We start from the raw sequence: 18,213 nt of genomic DNA on the forward strand, positions 1-18,213 counted from the left end.
CTTAACAGTAATATTGCTATAAATAATGCATATAATATTTTATGTAATTGAGATAAATACATACTGAGTCTTTATTTTAAAGTTAATAGAATACTATCGGTCTATTATATATGAGTCAACATCAAGTCTTATTTTAGATCATTAAATTAATAAATTATTCCATTTTAAGATGTGCGCGTTAATAATTACTACTATTCATTATGTCGTAATAAATAAAAAGGGAAGCATATCGCTCCCCTTAATTTATATTTTAATCAGTTAATTAACCGTATAAACGTTTAGCCTCGGCAACATCTTTAACTTGTTCGATGCGTTTAAGTACACGTCCCAACACTTCTAAATCAGTTAATTCAAGTTCAAAGTCCATGATAGACATTTGCTTTTTATAATCAACTCGGCTTTTCATTCCCGCTACTTTCACTTTTTCATTCATTAAAGTATTGGTTAATTCTTTCAATAAGCCATTACGCTCAGAAGCCGTCACACGCACGGTAATGGTATAGTTACCGACAAAACCACCGCCCCAAACCGTATCAATAATACGCTCTGGCGCATGATGACGAAGCTCTTCAAGCTGCTCACAATCCATACGGTGAACAGAAATACCACGGCCTTGTGTAACAAAACCTTGAATATCATCGCCAGGAATAGGCTGACAACAACGCGCAAGGTGAGTCATCAGGTTATCAACACCTTCAACAACAACAGCATCACGTTGCGGTTTTTTGTGGTTTGTGGCTTGTTTATTACTTGCCTCAGATAGCTTTTCTAAAAGCTGCTGATCTTCTTCTTCAGCTGTTGGTTTATTCACTAGCGCATTAATATGGTTAATCACCTGATTAATACGTAAATCACCACTGCCAATCCCCGCATATAGCTCTTCAGGCGATTTCACATTAAAACGTTTTGCCGCATAATATTGCGCATCTTTTAATGTTGCATGAATTTTTACCAGCTCAGCTTCTAAGATCTCTTTACCCGCAATAATATTCTTATCACGATCTTGCTTACGGAACCACGCATGCACTTTGGCACGAGCACGGCTAGATGTCACAAACCCTAAGTTAGGGTTTAACCAATCTCGTGACGGATTCGGCTCTTTTTGCGTGATGATCTCAACTTGATCGCCCATTTGAAGATGATAAGTGAAAGGGACAATACGCCCTTCTACTTTGGCACCAATACAACGGTGGCCCACTTCAGAGTGAATATGATAAGCAAAATCAAGCGGTGTCGCATTCGATGGCAAGTCAACCACATCCCCTTTAGGGGTGAAAGCATAGACGCGATCATCAAATACCTGACTACGAAGCTCATCCAGCATTTCGCCAGAATCTGACATTTCTTCTTGCCATGCTAATAGCTTACGCAGCCAATTGATTTTCTCATCGTAAGCCGATTGTGCACCGCCTGATGCTGTACCTTCTTTATACTTCCAGTGTGCCGCAACCCCTAATTCAGATTCTTCATGCATTTGCTTGGTACGGATCTGAATTTCAATCGTTTTACCTTCAGGGCCTAACACCACAGTGTGGATAGACTGGTAACCATTAGGTTTTGGGTTGGCAACGTAGTCATCAAACTCTTTCGGTAAGTGACGGTATTTAGTGTGCACCACACCTAATGCGGCGTAACAGTCTTGTAGCTCTTCAGCAACAATACGTACAGCTCGAACATCAAAAAGCTCATCAAATTCTAAGCTTTTCTTCTGCATTTTGCGCCAAATGCTATAAATATGCTTAGGACGACCTTGCACTTCTGCTTTAATATTTGATGCTTTCATCGCGTCAGATAAATCATCAACAAAATGAGTAATGTAGCCTTCACGGTCGATACGACGCTCAGATAACTGCTTTGCGATTTGTTTGTAAGTATCAGGATGCTGATAACGGAAGGCGTAATCTTCAATTTCCCATTTAAGCTGACCAATACCAAGACGGTTTGCTAATGGTGCATAAATGTTGGCACATTCTTGCGCTGCAGCTCGACGTACTTCATCAGGCTGATCTTTAACTTCACGTAAATTACAGATACGTTCAGCCAATTTAATAACCACACAACGGAAATCATCAACCATCGACAGTAACATACGTCGAATATTATCCACCTGCGCAGCTTGCGCAGTTTCTTCCGCCGTTGATTTTAACTGACTGATTGCACACATTTGTTCAACACCTTGAACTAAATGTAAAATCGTCCCGCTATATTCTTCTTTTAACGCGTCAGTGCTGTAACAACCACCTTCCACTAATGGGTATAACAAGGCTGCAATTAACGTATCAGCATCCATACTCAAGGTGACAAGGATTTCAACTAGCTCACGACCACGCCACAACAGTAACTGACCATTTTCTTGTTCAGCGGCAAGTTCAATACAACGCTGATATGTTCCTTCTATCCGACTCGATACTTTTGCATCTTGACGTAAACTCTCGACCCACGAGACAAGCTCAAATGTGGTATTTTCCTTTAAATGCGCACCGCGAACTGCGACCATGTTTCTATCCTGTTTTCTCTGAATACCGATGATTGTCTTACATCACATTGCTATTTTTTTTATGGTGATTAGCTTTTAACAAACAACGCCATTGATTCTAAATGCCCTGTATGAGGGAACATATCCATCATACCAAGACGTGCCAACTTATACCCTTGCTGCAACAACATTTGACTATCACGAGCCAATGTTGCTGGGTTACATGATACATAGACCACTTTGCTTGGCGCTAAATTTACAATATGCTGCATCACGCCAGCCGCCCCAGCTCGTGCTGGGTCTAGTAAAATCTTATCAAATTGCTCTTGCGCCCACACTAGTTTCGTTACATCTTCATCCAAATTTGCTTGATAAAATGTTGCGTTATCTAGACCATTTGCTGCCGCATTAGCAGTCGCTCGCGCGACCATTTCATCAACACCTTCCACGCCGACTACCGCTTTCGCTCGTCTTGCTAGCGGAAGGCTGAAATTGCCTAGCCCACAGAATAAATCGAGTACCCTATCCTGCGGCTGAATATCAAGCCAATTTATCGCTTGCTCAACCATTTTTACGTTTACGTCTCGATTAACCTGAATAAAATCTTTTGGTGAGAACGTCAGTCTTACATCGTCAATATCGTAGTACGGCTCCTCACCTAACACATGGTCAAGCTCATCTGACGACGGCGCTAAAAATAGCATCAATGCATGTTCAGTAGCGAAAGCTTTAATCGCTGCGAGATCGTTGTCATTGAATGGCTGCAAATGACGAATTAACAATACGCGACCATTATCTGCATTGACCAATTCTATATGGCCAACATGTTTACGTCCTTTAAGGTTGCTTAACAGTTCACGTAATGGCGGTAACAAATCATTAAGTGTGGTCGCCAAAACAGGACAAGCATTCACATCAACGATGTCTTTACTCTGTTTTTTACGAAAGCCAAATACCATTTTGCCATTAGGTAGCATACGGACACTAAAACGTGCACAGCGACGATAATGTTCACTTTGCCCAACAATAGGCTCAACTTGTGAGGCATCGTCTTTTTCTGTGATCGCAAATTTCGCCATCAATTCACTTAGCGCCTGTTGTTTGGCGATAACTTGACCTTGGTGGGATAAATGTTGCAAGTTACAACCGCCACACTGGTCATAGATTGGACAATGAGGTTTAATACGCGCAGCACTGTCTTTTAAACGTTTGATCACGCGAGCTCGGGCATAATTTTTTTTGTCTTCCGTCAATTGCACAACAACGGTTTCATCGGGTAATGCACCATCAATGAAAACAGGTTTGTTGTTCAAATGGCCGATGCCAGCGCCGATATGATCTAAACGGCTGATAGTTATTTCTTTATGCTTCGTATCAGTTTTACGTTTTTGAGGCTTAAAAAAGCGTGCCATAAAATTTTGCTCACTGTTCAGGCATTGAGTATTTGTCGAACAGCACTGATTTATTTAATCTAGTGCTACTGATGGGAGCCAATTCTCCCACAGATTTATCTGCTTGTAATTAAGAGAACCATGACCAGATATGGACTTCGTGCCAGAGTATTTACTCTGACATTAGCACCTACACTTATTATTGGCTTATTATTAAGCGCTTTTTTCACCATGAGCCGTTATCAGGATCTAGAACATCAGCTGATTTCTACAGGTGCAAGTATCATCGAGCCGTTAGCGATTTCAGCGGAATACGGCATGACAGAAAAAAACCGAGAAGCAATTCGTCGGTTGATTGGTTATACCCATAGAAAACATTCCGACATCATCCGCAGCATTGCGGTGTTTGATAACCATAACCATATTTTTGCCACATCTAACTTTCACCGTAATTTTGATTCCTTCATGTACCCAAAGGGCAAACCTATTCCTCGGCTACTGGATACCCAGTTAACCGATAACACCTTAATATTACGCGCGCCCATTCTTACCGAAGGTCAATTTGGAACGAATGTTGGTAGCGATGTTCGTGGTAAAGCCCTCGGCTATATCGCTATCGAGCTGGATCTCAGCACGCTACGTCTACAACAATACCAAGAAGTATTTACCGCCTTAATGGTGTTATTACTGGGCTTAACCCTGTCATCATTGTTTGCGTATCGCTTGATGCAAGACGTGACACAACCCATTTCTCATATGATCAGTGTGGTAGATAGGATCCGTCGCGGCCACCTTGATATTCGAATTGAAGGCCGATTGTTGGGCGAATTAGATACCCTGAAAAACGGTATTAATGCTATGGCAATTTCGTTGTCGGAATACCACATTGAAATGCAACAAAGTATCGATCAAGCAACATCCGATCTACGTGAAACGTTAGAGCAGCTAGAAATTCAAAACGTTGAATTAGATATTGCGAAAAAGCGTGCGCAGGAAGCGGCACGGGTGAAATCAGAGTTTTTAGCCAATATGTCTCATGAGCTCCGCACTCCGCTAAATGGGGTCATTGGCTTTACCCGACAAATGCTCAAAACCAAACTGAACACTAGCCAGAAAGATTACCTATTAACGATTGAGAATTCAGCCAATAACCTGCTGACCATCATCAATGACATTCTCGATTTCTCGAAGCTCGAAGCGGGTAAACTGTTACTGGAAAACATTCCTTTCGACTTTACAGATTCACTCGATGAAGTCATGCGCTTACTTGCACCAAGTGCCCACGAAAAAGGCCTAGAGCTGACACTGAAAATTGATGATCGTATTCCAGCAGGCTTAATTGGTGATCCATTACGTATTCAGCAAGTGGTCACTAACTTAATTGGTAATGCAGTTAAGTTTACCGAGCATGGCAATATTGATGTCTCTGTCGAGTTAAAATCCGAAGTCGATAATAATATCGCCCTGCAATTTATGGTCCGCGATACTGGTATTGGTATTTCAGAGCGTCAGCAAGCGCAATTATTCCAAGCATTTAGCCAAGCCGACGCCAGTATTTCTCGCCGTTATGGCGGTACAGGATTAGGTCTAGTGATCACCCAGAAACTGGTAAGTCAAATGGGCGGTGAAGTGAGCTTAACTAGTCGCTTACACCAAGGCTCGACCTTCTGGTTCACCATCAAAATGAACAAAACAGATCTACCTGTATCACAGCCTATTGATACCACTTCACTTGAAGGTAAGTCATTACTTCTGGTTGAGGCCAACATGCAAGCAGCATCAGTGATACAGCAACGTCTAATGTTAGCAGGCGTACATGTTACTTACCGCGCTTCTATGCCTGATGATATTGATCACCATGACTTCGCTCTATTGTGTTTATCGCCGGGTGAGCAGCCACCACTGCCAGTCATACTCAATGATGTATTTAAAGCAGAGCAAACCGCTGAAAAGGTCTTGGTTTGCTTACCGACAACAGAACTTGCGTTATCAGAAAAACTGACCCAAACAGGTGTGTCGGCCTGTCTAGGTAAACCGCTGGCGCAACGTAAACTGTTTGAAGCACTCTGCGATAATGATGATGAGCAGCAAAGTGAATTAGAAGTACCTTTATTACCCACCACTACCGAAACACTACAACCACTAACGGTGATGGCGGTTGATGATAACCCAGCGAACTTAAAACTGATTTCTGCACTACTTGGTGAACGAGTGGAAACCGTTATTACCGCAACTGGTGGTAAAAAAGCGGTTGAATATGCTCAAAGTAAAGCCTTTGATTTGATCTTTATGGATATTCAAATGCCGGAAATGGATGGCGTGACAGCCTGTCAGAAAATCCATGAAACAGCACTTAATAAAAATACCCCAGTGATTGCTGTTACCGCTCATGCTATGGCAGGTGAGCGCGAGCGCTTAATCAATGCAGGTATGGATGATTACCTCACCAAACCGATTGAAGAGCAGATTCTGCAGCAAATTTTAGCAAAATGGATTGCCCCAACCACACCGCAAGCAACGCCACCATCTGTAAACAGAATGCCAGTGACGCTTGAAGGACAAGTTAATGATGTCGCTCCAGTAATAAACAATAACCACGTTAGTTTTGATTGGGATTTAGCGTTAAAACAAGCGGCAGGAAAAGAAGATTTAGCCTATGACATGCTGCAAATGCTGCTTGATTTCATGCCTGAGGTAGAAATGCTGGTAAATGAAGCACTGGATGGTAAAGATGTTGAACTCTGGCCACCGATTCATAAATTACACGGTAGCTGCGCTTACAGCGGTGTTCCACGCCTGAAGAATTTATGTTTGGAAATTGAAACCGCACTTAAGGCTAATGCAACCCTGTCCAATATTGAACCAGAGCTATTAGAGCTGGTTGATGAAATGGATAACATTGTCAAAGCGTCTAAAGACTATCGAAACTAACCCGTTTTTGTTTTAAAACAGATAAGCTAACGATCAAAAAAGCGGTAGATATATTATCTACCGCTTTTTATTTATTAACGTGAAAAACGAATCACGATTCAACGTTCTAAAATGACCGTTGCAACAGCATAATGACGCTCATCAGCAATGGTAAGGTGAACATGATTCACGCCCATTGCTTGCGCTAGTTCATTTGCTTTACCTGATAAGCTCAGTAATGGCTTACCACGCTCATCATTTTTAACCGTAAAATCATGGAAAGAGACGCCACACGCAATACCGGTACCGAGTGCTTTTGATGCTGCTTCTTTTACCGCAAAACGTTTTGCTAAAAAGCGCCCTTTTAGCTTCAATTGCTGAAACTGTTCAAGCTCAGAGCTAGACAGTATTTTCTGGGCGAACGCATCACCTGAGCGAGCAAAGACTTTTTCGACTCGCTCAATTTCAGCAATATCAGTCCCTAAACCAACAATCGCCATTAACCACGCGCTTCCTGCATTAGCAAACGCATATCAGCCACTGACTTTTCTAACCCATCAAACATTGCTCGTCCCATAATAGAATGACCAATGTTAAGTTCATACAGCTCTGGCAATGCCGCTATCGGCTTAACATTGTGATAAGTTAAACCATGTCCTGCATTTACTTTAATACCTAAATTGTGAGCGTAGCTTGCACCTGCAGCAATCTTCTTCAGCTCATCCGATTGTGCCTCTTCGGTTGTCGCTTCTGCGTATTGCCCAGTATGAAGCTCAATAAACGGTGCGCCACATGCATGAGCTGCATCAATTTGCGCGCGATCAGCATCAATGAAAAGTGACACTTTGATCCCAGCAGCTGTAAGTTTTTCTGTTGCCGCTTTTACTTTTTCAAGTTGACCTGCGACATCTAGACCACCTTCTGTGGTTAACTCTTCACGCTTTTCTGGTACTAAGCAAACATATTCAGGCTTAACATCTAACGCAATTGCCACCATTTCATCAGTGACGGCCATTTCTAAATTCATGCGAGTTTGGATCGTCTCACGTAAAATACGCACATCACGATCATTAATGTGACGACGATCTTCACGCAAATGAATAGTGATGCCATCAGCGCCTGCTCGCTCGGCTACTTCTGCAGCATGAACAGGATCTGGGTAACGTGTACCACGTGCATTACGTAATGTCGCAATATGATCGATGTTCACGCCAAGTAATATATTGTTCATGTTCCGATTCTCCTTCCTCGCGGGATAAACAATTCCCGGCTTTTTAATGGCTTAGAACCAAGATACGGTTTTAATGCCATCCTTGTAAATCGTTTTGCTGCCCGCAACTGCTCTGGGGTTTCAAATCGCCTCGCAGCAATGGCTTTTAATTCATTACCACGAAAGGTTAATAAACCAATTTTCATTGAAGCAATAAACCCCTGCTGCTCGCGATAGTTATAGGTCATATCATCTTCAACACTTAATCCACTACCAGCGCAATGCAGAAAATCAATCCCGTAGCCTAGATGATGTAGCAGAGAAAGCTCGAAGCGGCGCAAAGCAGGCTCTGGGTTATCCGCTTGTGCTAGCTCTCTAAGCACATTCAAATAATCCAGAAACAACTGTGGGTAAGGGGTATGGTTGCCCAATACACGTACCAGTATTTCATTCACATACATTGCTGAATATAAAATATAGCTGCGTAAGGGTAAACCTATACTGATAGGTTCGGCATGAGTGAGAACAGGCATCGCACCTTTACCACTCCACTTCATAAATAAGGGAGTAAAAGGTTGGAGTGTGCCTTTTAGATTAGAACGTTTACGGCGAGCGCCTTTAGAAAGAAGAGTAAGACGGCCATGATCCTCGCTAAATACATCAAGGATCAGGCTCGTCTCACTATAGGGACGAGAATGAAGGACAAAACAACGCTGTAGCCCTTCCATTACTACCCTTATAAGTCGTCGATGTAACCAAGGCTACGCAGTGCACGTTCGTCATCTGCCCAACCTGATTTCACTTTAACCCAAAGTTCAAGGTAAACTTTACGTTCAAACAAGTCTTCCATGTCTAAACGCGCTTCGCGCCCTATCACTTTGATTTTATCGCCACCTTTACCAATCACCATTTTCTTCTGGCCTTTACGCTCAACCAGAATCAAACCATTGATATCGAAACCATCGGTTTCAGGGTTGTAGTCGAATCGCTCGATTTCAACCGTCACAGCGTATGGCAATTCATCACCCGTAAAACGCATCAGTTTTTCACGGATAATTTCAGAGGCCATAAAGCGTTGAGAACGATCAGTTACGTATTCTTCAGGGAAGTAGTACTCACATTCAGGTAAGTGCTGACGTACGATTTTCTCTACCGCATCAATGTTTGTACCATGCTTTGCTGATACCGGAATCACATCAACAAACTCCATCTTACTTGCAAGCTCTTGCAAGTGAGGGAATAGCTCATGCTTATCTTTTACGTTATCAACTTTATTCACTAACAATACCGTTGGTAACTGGCTCTTTGCCAGCTTGTTTAATACCATCTCATCGTCAGCCGTCCACATAGTGCCATCAACTAAAAACAATACTAATTCAACATCGGTTAATGAACTGCTTGCAGCACGGTTCATTAAACGGTTAATTGTACGTTTTTCTTCAATGTGCAATCCTGGAGTATCAACATACACAGCTTGATAGCCGTCACGTGTGTCTACACCCATAATACGGTGGCGCGTGGTTTGTGGTTTACGAGAAGTAATAGATAACTTCTGCCCCACTAAACGGTTTAGCAAGGTTGATTTACCGACATTCGGTCGACCAACAATGGCGATAAAGCCACAATGTTGTTTATCTGTCATGATTCCAACTGATTTAGTGCAAGTTCTGCTGCTGCCTGCTCTGCCTTGCGCCGACTGCCGCCTTTGCCAATTACAGGTTTATCCAAACCTGTTACGTCACACTGTACTGTGAACTCTTGATTATGAGCTTCACCTTGTACCTTAGTTACAGTATATGCAGGTAGCGGTAAACGACGACCTTGTAAACACTCTTGAAGACGTGTTTTTGGATCTTTTTGATTGATACCTGGCTCAATCGTATCAAGACGAGTTTTATACCAAGCCAATACGATACTTCGTACTTGCTCAACATCGCTATCTAGATAAATCGCGCCAATGATTGCTTCAACACAGTCAGCAAGAATCGAATCGCGACGGAAGCCACCACTCTTTAACTCGCCAGGTCCCAGTAACAAATGGTCGCCAAGCTCGAATTCCCGACCTAGCTCTGCCAATGTTTTTCCACGGACTAGTGTTGCACGCATTCGGCTCATATCACCTTCATCCACTGAAGGAAAACGGTGATATAAGTCATCAGCAATAACAAAACTTAAAATAGAGTCACCTAAAAACTCTAGGCGCTCATTGTGGGTGCCATTAGCACTGCGATGTGTCAGTGCTAATGTCATCAACTCACAATTAGTAAATTGGTAGCCCAGCTTGCGCTGAAGCCTATTCGCTGGAGTTGTCATTTTCTCTCGATTATTTAATGCTACCGATACGATTAAAACGTACACCGGTAGGGATCCAAGATGGAAGTAAACTATCTGCTTGTCGATCAAACTCAAAGCTGATCCAAATAGCTACCGCCTTGCCAACAAGATTCGCTTCTGGCACAAAGCCCCAGTAACGACTGTCAGCACTATTGTCACGGTTATCACCCATAACAAAATAGTTTCCTTCTGGTACAACCCACTCACCAATACCAGGACGAGGCTCATATGCCATACGACGATCACGACGTAATGGGTTGATCAGAATATGGTGATCAACATCACCCAGTTGTTCTTTAAACTCAACTAAACGTGCCATTCCTTGCTTAAAGTCACTATCAGTCATATCGGTTAATTTAACCGGTTTACATACTGAAGTACCTTTAGGTTGAATACACAGTTGCTTATCTTCACTGTAGCGAACAGTATCGCCAGGTAGGCCAACAACACGCTTAATATAATCAATCTTTGGCTGAGGTGGGAATTTAAACACCACTACATCACCACGCTTTGGCTCACCTGTACTGACGATTTTATCGTGGAAAACAGGGTCTCGTAGACCATAAGCAAATTTTTCAACCAGAATAAAATCACCTACGTATAAAGTTGGTAGCATTGATTCTGATGGAATTTGAAAAGGTTCATAAATAAAAGAGCGGAATACCATGATCAAAGCAATGACAGGGAACATTGAACTTGCTGATTCAACCCATGCAGGCTGTGGCGCAACACTTTCTAGCGTTTTAGCATCAACTTGACCACCGGATTGTTCAGCTGCTGCAGCTATTTTTAATTGACGCTTCGGTGCCCAAAGAAACTTATCAAGTGCCCAAATGATCCCTGTTACTAGCGTAGCTAGTACCAGAATCAAAGAAAAAGTGTTTGCCATGTTATCCCTTATGTTTAACCCGACCAACAGAAGAATGTTGATCTGCTCTGCCCCATTTAGAGCGTCAGAGTAAAAGAAAGTGCCATTTAATTAATAAATAAGCACTTTCTAATCGTTTTGAAACTTACTAGCTAAAGATAATTATTTATCTTTACCCACATGAAGAATCGCTAAGAATGCTTCTTGAGGCAGTTCTACGTTACCGATCTGCTTCATACGCTTCTTACCTTCTTTCTGTTTCTGCAACAGTTTCTTCTTACGACTAATATCACCGCCATAACACTTAGCGATTACGTTTTTACGTAATTGCTTCACGGTAGAGCGAGCAATAATATGCGTACCAATCGCGGCTTGAATTGCAATATCAAACATCTGACGAGGGATAAACTCTTTCATTTTCTCAACAACATCACGACCACGAGATTGTGAGTTATCTTTGTGAGTAATGATAGCAAGTGCATCAACACGCTCACCATTAAGAAGAATATCAACACGTACCATGTCTGATTCTTGGTAACACTGGAAATTATAATCAAGTGACGCATAACCACGAGATGTTGATTTCAAGCGATCAAAGAAATCCAGAACCACTTCTGACATTGGAATATCATACGTTAGTGCAACTTGATTGCCGTGGTAAACCATATCAACCTGTACACCACGCTTTTCAATACATAAGGTAATAACATTACCTAAGTATTCGCTTGGCACCAAAATATTACAGCGAGCAATTGGCTCACCCATAATCTCGATATCATTCACTGCTGGCAGTTTAGCTGGGCTATCAACGTACAACATTGTGCCGTCTGTTTTCTTCACTTCATACACTACAGTCGGTGCTGTAGTGATCAGGTTTAGATCATATTCACGCTCTAGACGCTCTTGAATAATCTCCATATGAAGCATACCCAAGAAACCACAACGGAAACCAAAACCTAACGCAGACGAGCTTTCTGGCTCATAAAACAATGACGCATCATTCAGGCTTAATTTACCTAAAGCATCACGGAAGTTTTCATAATCATCAGAAGAAACAGGGAATAGACCTGCGTATACCTGCGGTTTCACTTTCTTAAAGCCAGGCAGCGCGGTTTCACAACCACCTTTTGCCAGCGTTAAAGTATCACCTACAGGTGCGCCAAGAATATCTTTAATACCACAAACAACCCAACCAACTTCACCTGTATTTAGCTCTGTTGTATCAATTTGTTTTGGTGTGAAAATACCTAAACGGTCAACACCCCAGATTTGACCTGTGGTCATAACTTTAATCTTGTCATTTTTCTTTAGCTTACCGTTTTTAATACGAACTAAAGAAACAACACCTAAGTAGTTATCAAACCATGAGTCAATGATTAGCGCTTGTAATGGCGCATCTGGATCACCTTCAGGTGCAGGAATTGCTTCAACAATCTTTTCAAGAACATCGTCAACACCCAAGCCTGTTTTCGCTGAACAGCGAACAGCATCAATAGCATCGATACCAACAATGTCTTCAATTTCTTCAGCTACACGCTCAGGTTCAGCCGCAGGTAAGTCAATCTTATTTAAGATTGGCACTACTTCCAAATCCATCTCAATGGCAGTGTAACAGTTAGCAAGAGTCTGAGCTTCAACGCCCTGACCCGCATCAACCACCAGCAATGCGCCTTCACAAGCAGCAAGTGAACGAGAAACTTCGTATGAGAAGTCTACGTGTCCCGGTGTGTCGATAAAGTTTAATTGATAAGTTTCACCATCTTTAGCCGTGTAATCGAGCGTCACGCTCTGGGCTTTGATGGTAATACCGCGTTCGCGTTCAAGATCCATAGAATCTAAAACTTGTGAAGCCATTTCTCGATCAGAAAGGCCGCCACAAACTTGAATTAGACGGTCGGATAAGGTCGACTTACCATGGTCGATATGTGCGATAATCGAAAAGTTACGAATGTGCTTCATGAATGGCGTGACTAGCTCGTGATTAAAATGAATGGGATCTTACGATCAAGTTGTCGGATTCTACCGAATTTAAACGCTACTCGCTATCTTTCGATGCGGCATTTATCAGCTTATCTGATGAAATCGGTGCGCCGAGAACTCGAATAAGGGTTGGCTTATACGCTGAATTACCTTCTAAGCGTTTGGCATAGTGCCGTGCAATCAGTAATCCTAACGTTGTCGCAATAACAGCAGAACTGATAACACCCAGTTCGTTACTGTGGGCTAAATCAACAAATACCCATTGCCCCAATGCACTGCCTAACAGTAAAAAAAGCAATGGGAGCATATAGATTAATAAGGCAGAGCTTAACATACTTCGCTCAGATAAGCCGATTTCAACTACCTGCCCGATAGAGAGCGGCGATTGCGTCGCTATTTTTACATCATGGACACGACCAGGCATTGCTTTCGTTACAATACCTGTTCCGCAACTATCACGTGATGCACAATGGCCACAGCTTGTTTGTTGCTGGCAACTTACCGTTACCATTCCTTTTTCAACAGCGGTCACTGTCGCTAAAGTGCGCATCATGACTAATTACCTTTTACTGCCTTATTGGGTGTCCCTTTAGTGTTATCGAAAGTGACACTTTCTGCAATCTGTCTTGCTGTTGGTGGCGGAATATCGCCGACAACCGTAATTTCTTTATTGTCTTTAACTATATTGCTCAATGTTCGGCGACCTTGACGGACAAGTTGCCCACTTAACGCATAACTATCAATATCAGACACATATACAGAGAAGCTAAATAAACCATCACTGTACATCCGACTTTCAACCGGGCGCTCTGTCATTAATAGGCGGTGGCGATCGCCTGAAATTAATTTAAAGCCATCTGGTAACCATGACACTTTCCAATCAAGGTTAGCTTTTTCTTGTACTGGTAATTTTACCACTTCTGGTAGTTTTACCGTTTTTAACTTGCTGAGCATTTCAGCCACTTTCGGATTCACCGCATAAGAAACAGCGCGAAATTGCTCTAATAAATCACCATTTCGATCTAATAAATCAGCACGCATCACTAAGTGACTTAGCTGATCAATCCATATTAAATATGAGTAACGTTCGCCGTCTTTGGGTGCAATACGGATAACATCGCAGGTAACACCCGCTTCTCGTGCGCGGCCCATTGAAATGAAATCATAGTAATGGGCTAACTCTTGAATATTAGCCTTCATAAGCGGCATGATAGGCGCCACTATTTTTGCACTTTTTACGGTGAATGGATCAAGACCGGGCTCAAAGTAACTCACCTCATTACCGCGTTGAATCACTTCTTGAGGAGGGCCACTTAAGTAGAGTAAATGACTATAGCCTTGACCATCCTCTAACGCATGTCGATAACGCAAGGTATCAATACTGTTCTTTTTTACTCGAATGTAAGATATTTCGTAACTCAGCTTTTGGCTTGCCTGCTCCATTTGAAGCAACAAAGCCTCTGCCGAAGGCTTTTCAGCTTCAGCAAAGGCTTGGAGAGGCAAAAGCAAGCTGACCAATGCTATCGCACCGACCAGAATCTTTTTCATTAATCTGCCACAGAATTATGTTGTTTAAGTAAAGAGTGATCAAGGCTGCCGTCTTGCGCATTAAAACGCAGCTGTAACTCATAATCTTGCAACATGGAGTTAATACGACGACGTTGCTCCATCAACTGCGCTTCAGTTGGTGCACGATCTGTATTGCTTGCCATATTGGTATTTAAACTTACCGGTTCCGCTTTACCTGTAAACGGAATGGTTTGTAACACAGGCACATCATTGTTAGTTGAACCTGATGAATTATCTTCATTATCATACTGCTGGACGCCAACAATAACAGCTAAAGAGACACAAGCAGCAACGGCCACTTGGCCAAATTGAGTAAGCCATGACGGTAACGTGTGCTTGGCTTTAAATGGTGTTGGTTGATCTTCAATTGCTTGCGAAATTGGCTCTGCAACAACCGCAACGGGTGTTTCAGTATGTCCAACTGAATGGGCAGGTTCATCGTCTAACGCTAATGCGACATTCGCTGCAATATTCCATTCTTTGCATTGCGGAGCATCACCGCGTAACACATCACCAATTAAGGTGTAGTCACGCCATATAAGCTCATCTTCTTTGTCAACAGTCAGCGCATTTATAATGCTCTGATCTAGCTCTTCGCCATCAAGTAATGCCGAGATCTTTTCTTTATCAGCCATTTTTTCCACCGTTGGGTGCAACATTATTGCTGCATGAGAGGACGGATACGTTTTTCAACCGCCTCACGTGCACGGAATATACGAGAGCGAACTGTACCTACTGGACATCCCATTACCTCTGCAATTTCCTCATAACTTAGACCATCCAGTTCACGTAATGAGATTGCGGTTTTGAGATCATCTGGTAGCGCTTCAATCGTGCTAAAAACAACCCGCTTCAATTCATCTGACAACATTTGGTTCTCAGGGTTCGAAATTTCTTTCAGCGCACTACCACTTTCATAGTATTCCGCATTTTCTGCATCAACATCAGATGCAGGCGGACGACGCCCCTGAGCGACTAAATAGTTTTTTGCGGTATTGACTGCAATTCGGTAGAGCCATGTATAAAAGGCACTCTCACCACGGAATGTTGGCAACGCTCGGTACGCCTTAATAAACGCCTCTTGCGCCACATCTGGTACATCACCAGAATTACTGACATAACGTGATACAAGGTTACAAACTTTGTTCTGGTATTTAATAACCAGAAGGTTGAAAGCTTGCTTATCTCCCCGCTGTACTCGCTCAATTAATACCTGATCAGTTTGCTGCTCGCTCATTCGAGCGTGTACTCCTATATCTGTCTTTACTCAATATTGCATTAGCTAAATAAAGCCACAAATACTTGCGTTAAGTGCTCTATCAAAAATGCTATATCATGATTTGTTCGGCGTCGTAACGCGAAATAAGCCGAGTGTCACCTTAAACAAATCATTGAGTTATGAAATATTTATGAGCATGAGCACTACTTATGACCGGAGGATAATGGCAAAGTTCCTACGCCCATTAAATAATTTCGGCTTATTTTACTAATTATTTTATCACTGTGACTTATGCACGGTGTATATAAGTGATCACTATCTTACCTTAATTCACGATATTAACGGGCTTTTCAGCGTGAAAAAAGCAAAATTAATAACAAGTTTTAGGATTATTACGTGACATAAGTTTTTTGTTATTCACCTTTTATCGCCATTCGTTCGCGCATTGACGCTAGGTATAAAAATTGTCATGCGATATATTTGAATACTTAATCGTCTATAAAACTTATTTGTCGTACAATTTTCATGCTAATTTGACGTGAATTTGTTAGGATACGGACAGATAACAAAAGGATATGAGATCAAGTATGAATCAGATTCATCAACATAACTGCGATGTACTGGTTATTGGCAGCGGTGCCGCTGGCCTATCATTAGCACTACACCTTTCTTCTTCTGCCAATGTTACCGTGTTATGTAAAGGACCGCTGAATGAAGGCGCAACTTATTACGCACAGGGCGGAATAGCTGCAGTATTTGATGAATCAGACAGCATCGATTCACATGTTGAAGATACCCTTATTGCTGGCGCCCACTTATGTGATAAAGACGTCGTTCGTTTTATTGCCGAGAATGCTAAAGAATGTGTTCAGTGGTTGATTGATGGCGGCGTACCGTTTGATCGTGAAGAATCTGATAGTGATGATAACCCTCGTTTTCACTTAACCCGTGAAGGCGGCCACAGCCATCGTCGTATTCTCCATGCCGCTGATGCAACAGGCATGGCAATGCAGACCTCACTTCAAGATCAAGCCCGTAATCATCCCAATATTACCATTTTAGAACGTCATAATGCGCTCGATTTAATCACTGAAAAAAAACTTAATCCAGATACCGAATCAAACCGCGTATTAGGCGCTTATGTGTGGAATCGTGATAAAGAAATGGTAGAAACACTGGGGGCTAAATTCGTTATTCTAGCCACTGGCGGTGCTTCAAAAGTCTATCAATATACCTCTAACCCAGACGTTTCTTCCGGTGATGGTATCGCCATGGCGTGGCGTGCTGGTTGTCGTGTGGCAAACCTTGAGTTCAATCAGTTTCACCCAACCTGTTTATTCCACCCTGAAGCCCAGACTTTCTTGCTAACAGAAGCACTGCGCGGAGAAGGGGCGTATTTACGTCGTCCTGATGGCTCTCGTTTTATGCCTGAATTTGATGAGCGTGCAGAGCTCGCGCCTCGTGATATTGTTGCCCGTGCCATCGACTATGAAATGAAACGTTTAGGCGCTGACTGCATGTACCTTGATATCAGTCATAAACCTGCAGACTTTGTTAAAAAACACTTCCCGATGATTGATGAAAAGCTACAAAGCTACGGCATTGATATCACGAAAGAGCCTATTCCTATTGTTCCCGCCGCTCACTATACCTGTGGTGGCGTTATGGTTGATAAAAAAGGTAAAACGGATATTGATGGCTTATATGCTATTGGGGAAGTGAGTTACACAGGCTTGCATGGTGCCAATCGTATGGCATCAAATTCACTGCTAGAGTGTGTAGTTTATGCTTGGTCAGCAGCAAAAGATATTCAAGCAAAAATGGATACCATTGTCATACCACCAGCGCTACCAATATGGGATGAAAGTAAAGTAAGTAACTCGGATGAAGAAGTCGTTATCCAACATAACTGGCACGAATTACGTTTATTTATGTGGGATTATGTCGGTATTGTCCGTTCAACCAAACGACTTGAACGTGCCATGCACCGAATAGAGTTACTGAAAAATGAAATTAGCGAGTATTACAGCCATTTCCGAGTTTCAAACAATTTAATTGAACTACGTAACCTTGTATTAGTTGCTGAGCTCATCATTCGTTGTGCTATTGAGCGAAAAGAAAGCCGCGGTCTTCACTATACTCTGGATTACCCAGAGTTAGACGAAAATGCCAAACCCACCGTATTAGTACCTGAAAATCGCTAAGTTACCAGTAGCCAGCTTCAATAAAAATCCCGACCAAATGTCGGGATTTTTT

15 protein-coding genes are annotated in these 18,213 nt (G+C 42.3%); 2 read left to right on the forward strand and 13 right to left on the reverse strand.

The window, feature by feature from the left end:
* Nucleotides 1-262: 262 nt before the first annotated feature.
* Together relA and rlmD are read right to left on the reverse strand one after the other, a co-directional pair.
* Nucleotides 263-2,497 (reverse strand): GTP diphosphokinase, encoded by a 2,235-nt coding sequence (gene relA / locus C9J46_RS06305; RefSeq protein ID WP_107246388.1) that lies wholly within the window; start codon nt 2,495-2,497, stop codon nt 263-265.
* 68 nt (nt 2,498-2,565) lie between these two features.
* On the reverse strand, nt 2,566-3,888 hold the full coding sequence (rlmD, locus tag C9J46_RS06310; RefSeq protein WP_107206628.1) for a 23S rRNA (uracil(1939)-C(5))-methyltransferase RlmD: 1,323 nt from the start codon (nt 3,886-3,888) through the stop codon (nt 2,566-2,568).
* A gap of 120 nt (nt 3,889-4,008) precedes the next feature.
* On the opposite strand from rlmD, the gene barA reads away from it, so the two are divergent.
* Entirely contained in the window at nt 4,009-6,798 is a 2,790-nt protein-coding gene (gene barA, locus C9J46_RS06315) for a two-component sensor histidine kinase BarA (protein WP_107246385.1), read from the forward strand.
* Nucleotides 6,799-6,896: 98 nt separating this feature from the next.
* Here the strand turns inward: barA and acpS are convergent, their stop codons facing one another.
* From acpS to rpoE, 11 genes are all read right to left on the reverse strand, one after another.
* Entirely contained in the window at nt 6,897-7,277 is a 381-nt protein-coding gene (acpS, locus tag C9J46_RS06320) for a holo-ACP synthase (protein WP_105060928.1), read from the reverse strand.
* Nucleotides 7,277-8,008: a pyridoxine 5'-phosphate synthase gene (gene pdxJ / locus C9J46_RS06325; protein WP_045128801.1), complete on the reverse strand. Its 732-nt coding sequence runs from the start codon at nt 8,006-8,008 to the stop codon at nt 7,277-7,279. The genes acpS and pdxJ overlap by 1 nt, the downstream gene beginning before the upstream one ends.
* On the reverse strand, nt 8,005-8,715 hold the full coding sequence (gene recO, locus C9J46_RS06330; protein ID WP_005371446.1) for a DNA repair protein RecO: 711 nt from the start codon (nt 8,713-8,715) through the stop codon (nt 8,005-8,007). The genes pdxJ and recO overlap by 4 nt, the downstream gene beginning before the upstream one ends.
* 8 nt (nt 8,716-8,723) lie before the next feature.
* Nucleotides 8,724-9,629 carry a GTPase Era gene (gene era / locus C9J46_RS06335; protein ID WP_005371444.1) on the reverse strand — a complete coding sequence of 302 codons (906 nt, stop codon included), beginning with the start codon at nt 9,627-9,629 and terminating at the stop codon, nt 8,724-8,726.
* Complete coding sequence (gene rnc / locus C9J46_RS06340; RefSeq protein WP_107206626.1) at nt 9,626-10,300, reverse strand: ribonuclease III; 675 nt, start codon at nt 10,298-10,300, stop codon at nt 9,626-9,628. The genes era and rnc overlap by 4 nt, the downstream gene beginning before the upstream one ends.
* A 10-nt stretch (nt 10,301-10,310) precedes the next feature.
* The gene (gene lepB / locus C9J46_RS06345; protein WP_045150084.1) at nt 10,311-11,210 is read right to left on the reverse strand and encodes a signal peptidase I; all 900 of its coding nucleotides are present in this window, start codon (nt 11,208-11,210) and stop codon (nt 10,311-10,313) included.
* Between the two features lie 141 nt (nt 11,211-11,351).
* The gene (gene lepA / locus C9J46_RS06350) at nt 11,352-13,148 is read right to left on the reverse strand and encodes a translation elongation factor 4 (RefSeq protein WP_107206625.1); all 1,797 of its coding nucleotides are present in this window, start codon (nt 13,146-13,148) and stop codon (nt 11,352-11,354) included.
* A 76-nt stretch (nt 13,149-13,224) separates the two neighbouring features.
* Nucleotides 13,225-13,722 carry a SoxR reducing system RseC family protein gene (locus tag C9J46_RS06355; protein ID WP_107246383.1) on the reverse strand — a complete coding sequence of 166 codons (498 nt, stop codon included), beginning with the start codon at nt 13,720-13,722 and terminating at the stop codon, nt 13,225-13,227.
* A 2-nt stretch (nt 13,723-13,724) separates the two neighbouring features.
* Nucleotides 13,725-14,717, reverse strand: a complete 993-nt coding sequence (rseB, locus tag C9J46_RS06360; RefSeq protein WP_107206623.1) for a sigma-E factor regulatory protein RseB — start codon at nt 14,715-14,717, stop codon at nt 13,725-13,727.
* Nucleotides 14,717-15,373: an RseA family anti-sigma factor gene (locus tag C9J46_RS06365; RefSeq protein WP_199187045.1), complete on the reverse strand. Its 657-nt coding sequence runs from the start codon at nt 15,371-15,373 to the stop codon at nt 14,717-14,719. The genes rseB and C9J46_RS06365 overlap by 1 nt, the downstream gene beginning before the upstream one ends.
* Before the next feature lie 23 nt (nt 15,374-15,396).
* The gene (gene rpoE, locus C9J46_RS06370) at nt 15,397-15,975 is read right to left on the reverse strand and encodes an RNA polymerase sigma factor RpoE (protein ID WP_107206621.1); all 579 of its coding nucleotides are present in this window, start codon (nt 15,973-15,975) and stop codon (nt 15,397-15,399) included.
* A 569-nt stretch (nt 15,976-16,544) separates the two neighbouring features.
* Between rpoE and nadB the strand changes: the two genes are divergently transcribed.
* Nucleotides 16,545-18,161: an L-aspartate oxidase gene (gene nadB, locus C9J46_RS06375; RefSeq protein WP_107206620.1), complete on the forward strand. Its 1,617-nt coding sequence runs from the start codon at nt 16,545-16,547 to the stop codon at nt 18,159-18,161.
* Nucleotides 18,162-18,213: the final 52 nt, after the last annotated feature.

The sequence above is a fragment of the Photobacterium sp. GB-36 genome, from assembly GCF_003026135.1.
Classification (GTDB): domain Bacteria; phylum Pseudomonadota; class Gammaproteobacteria; order Enterobacterales; family Vibrionaceae; genus Photobacterium.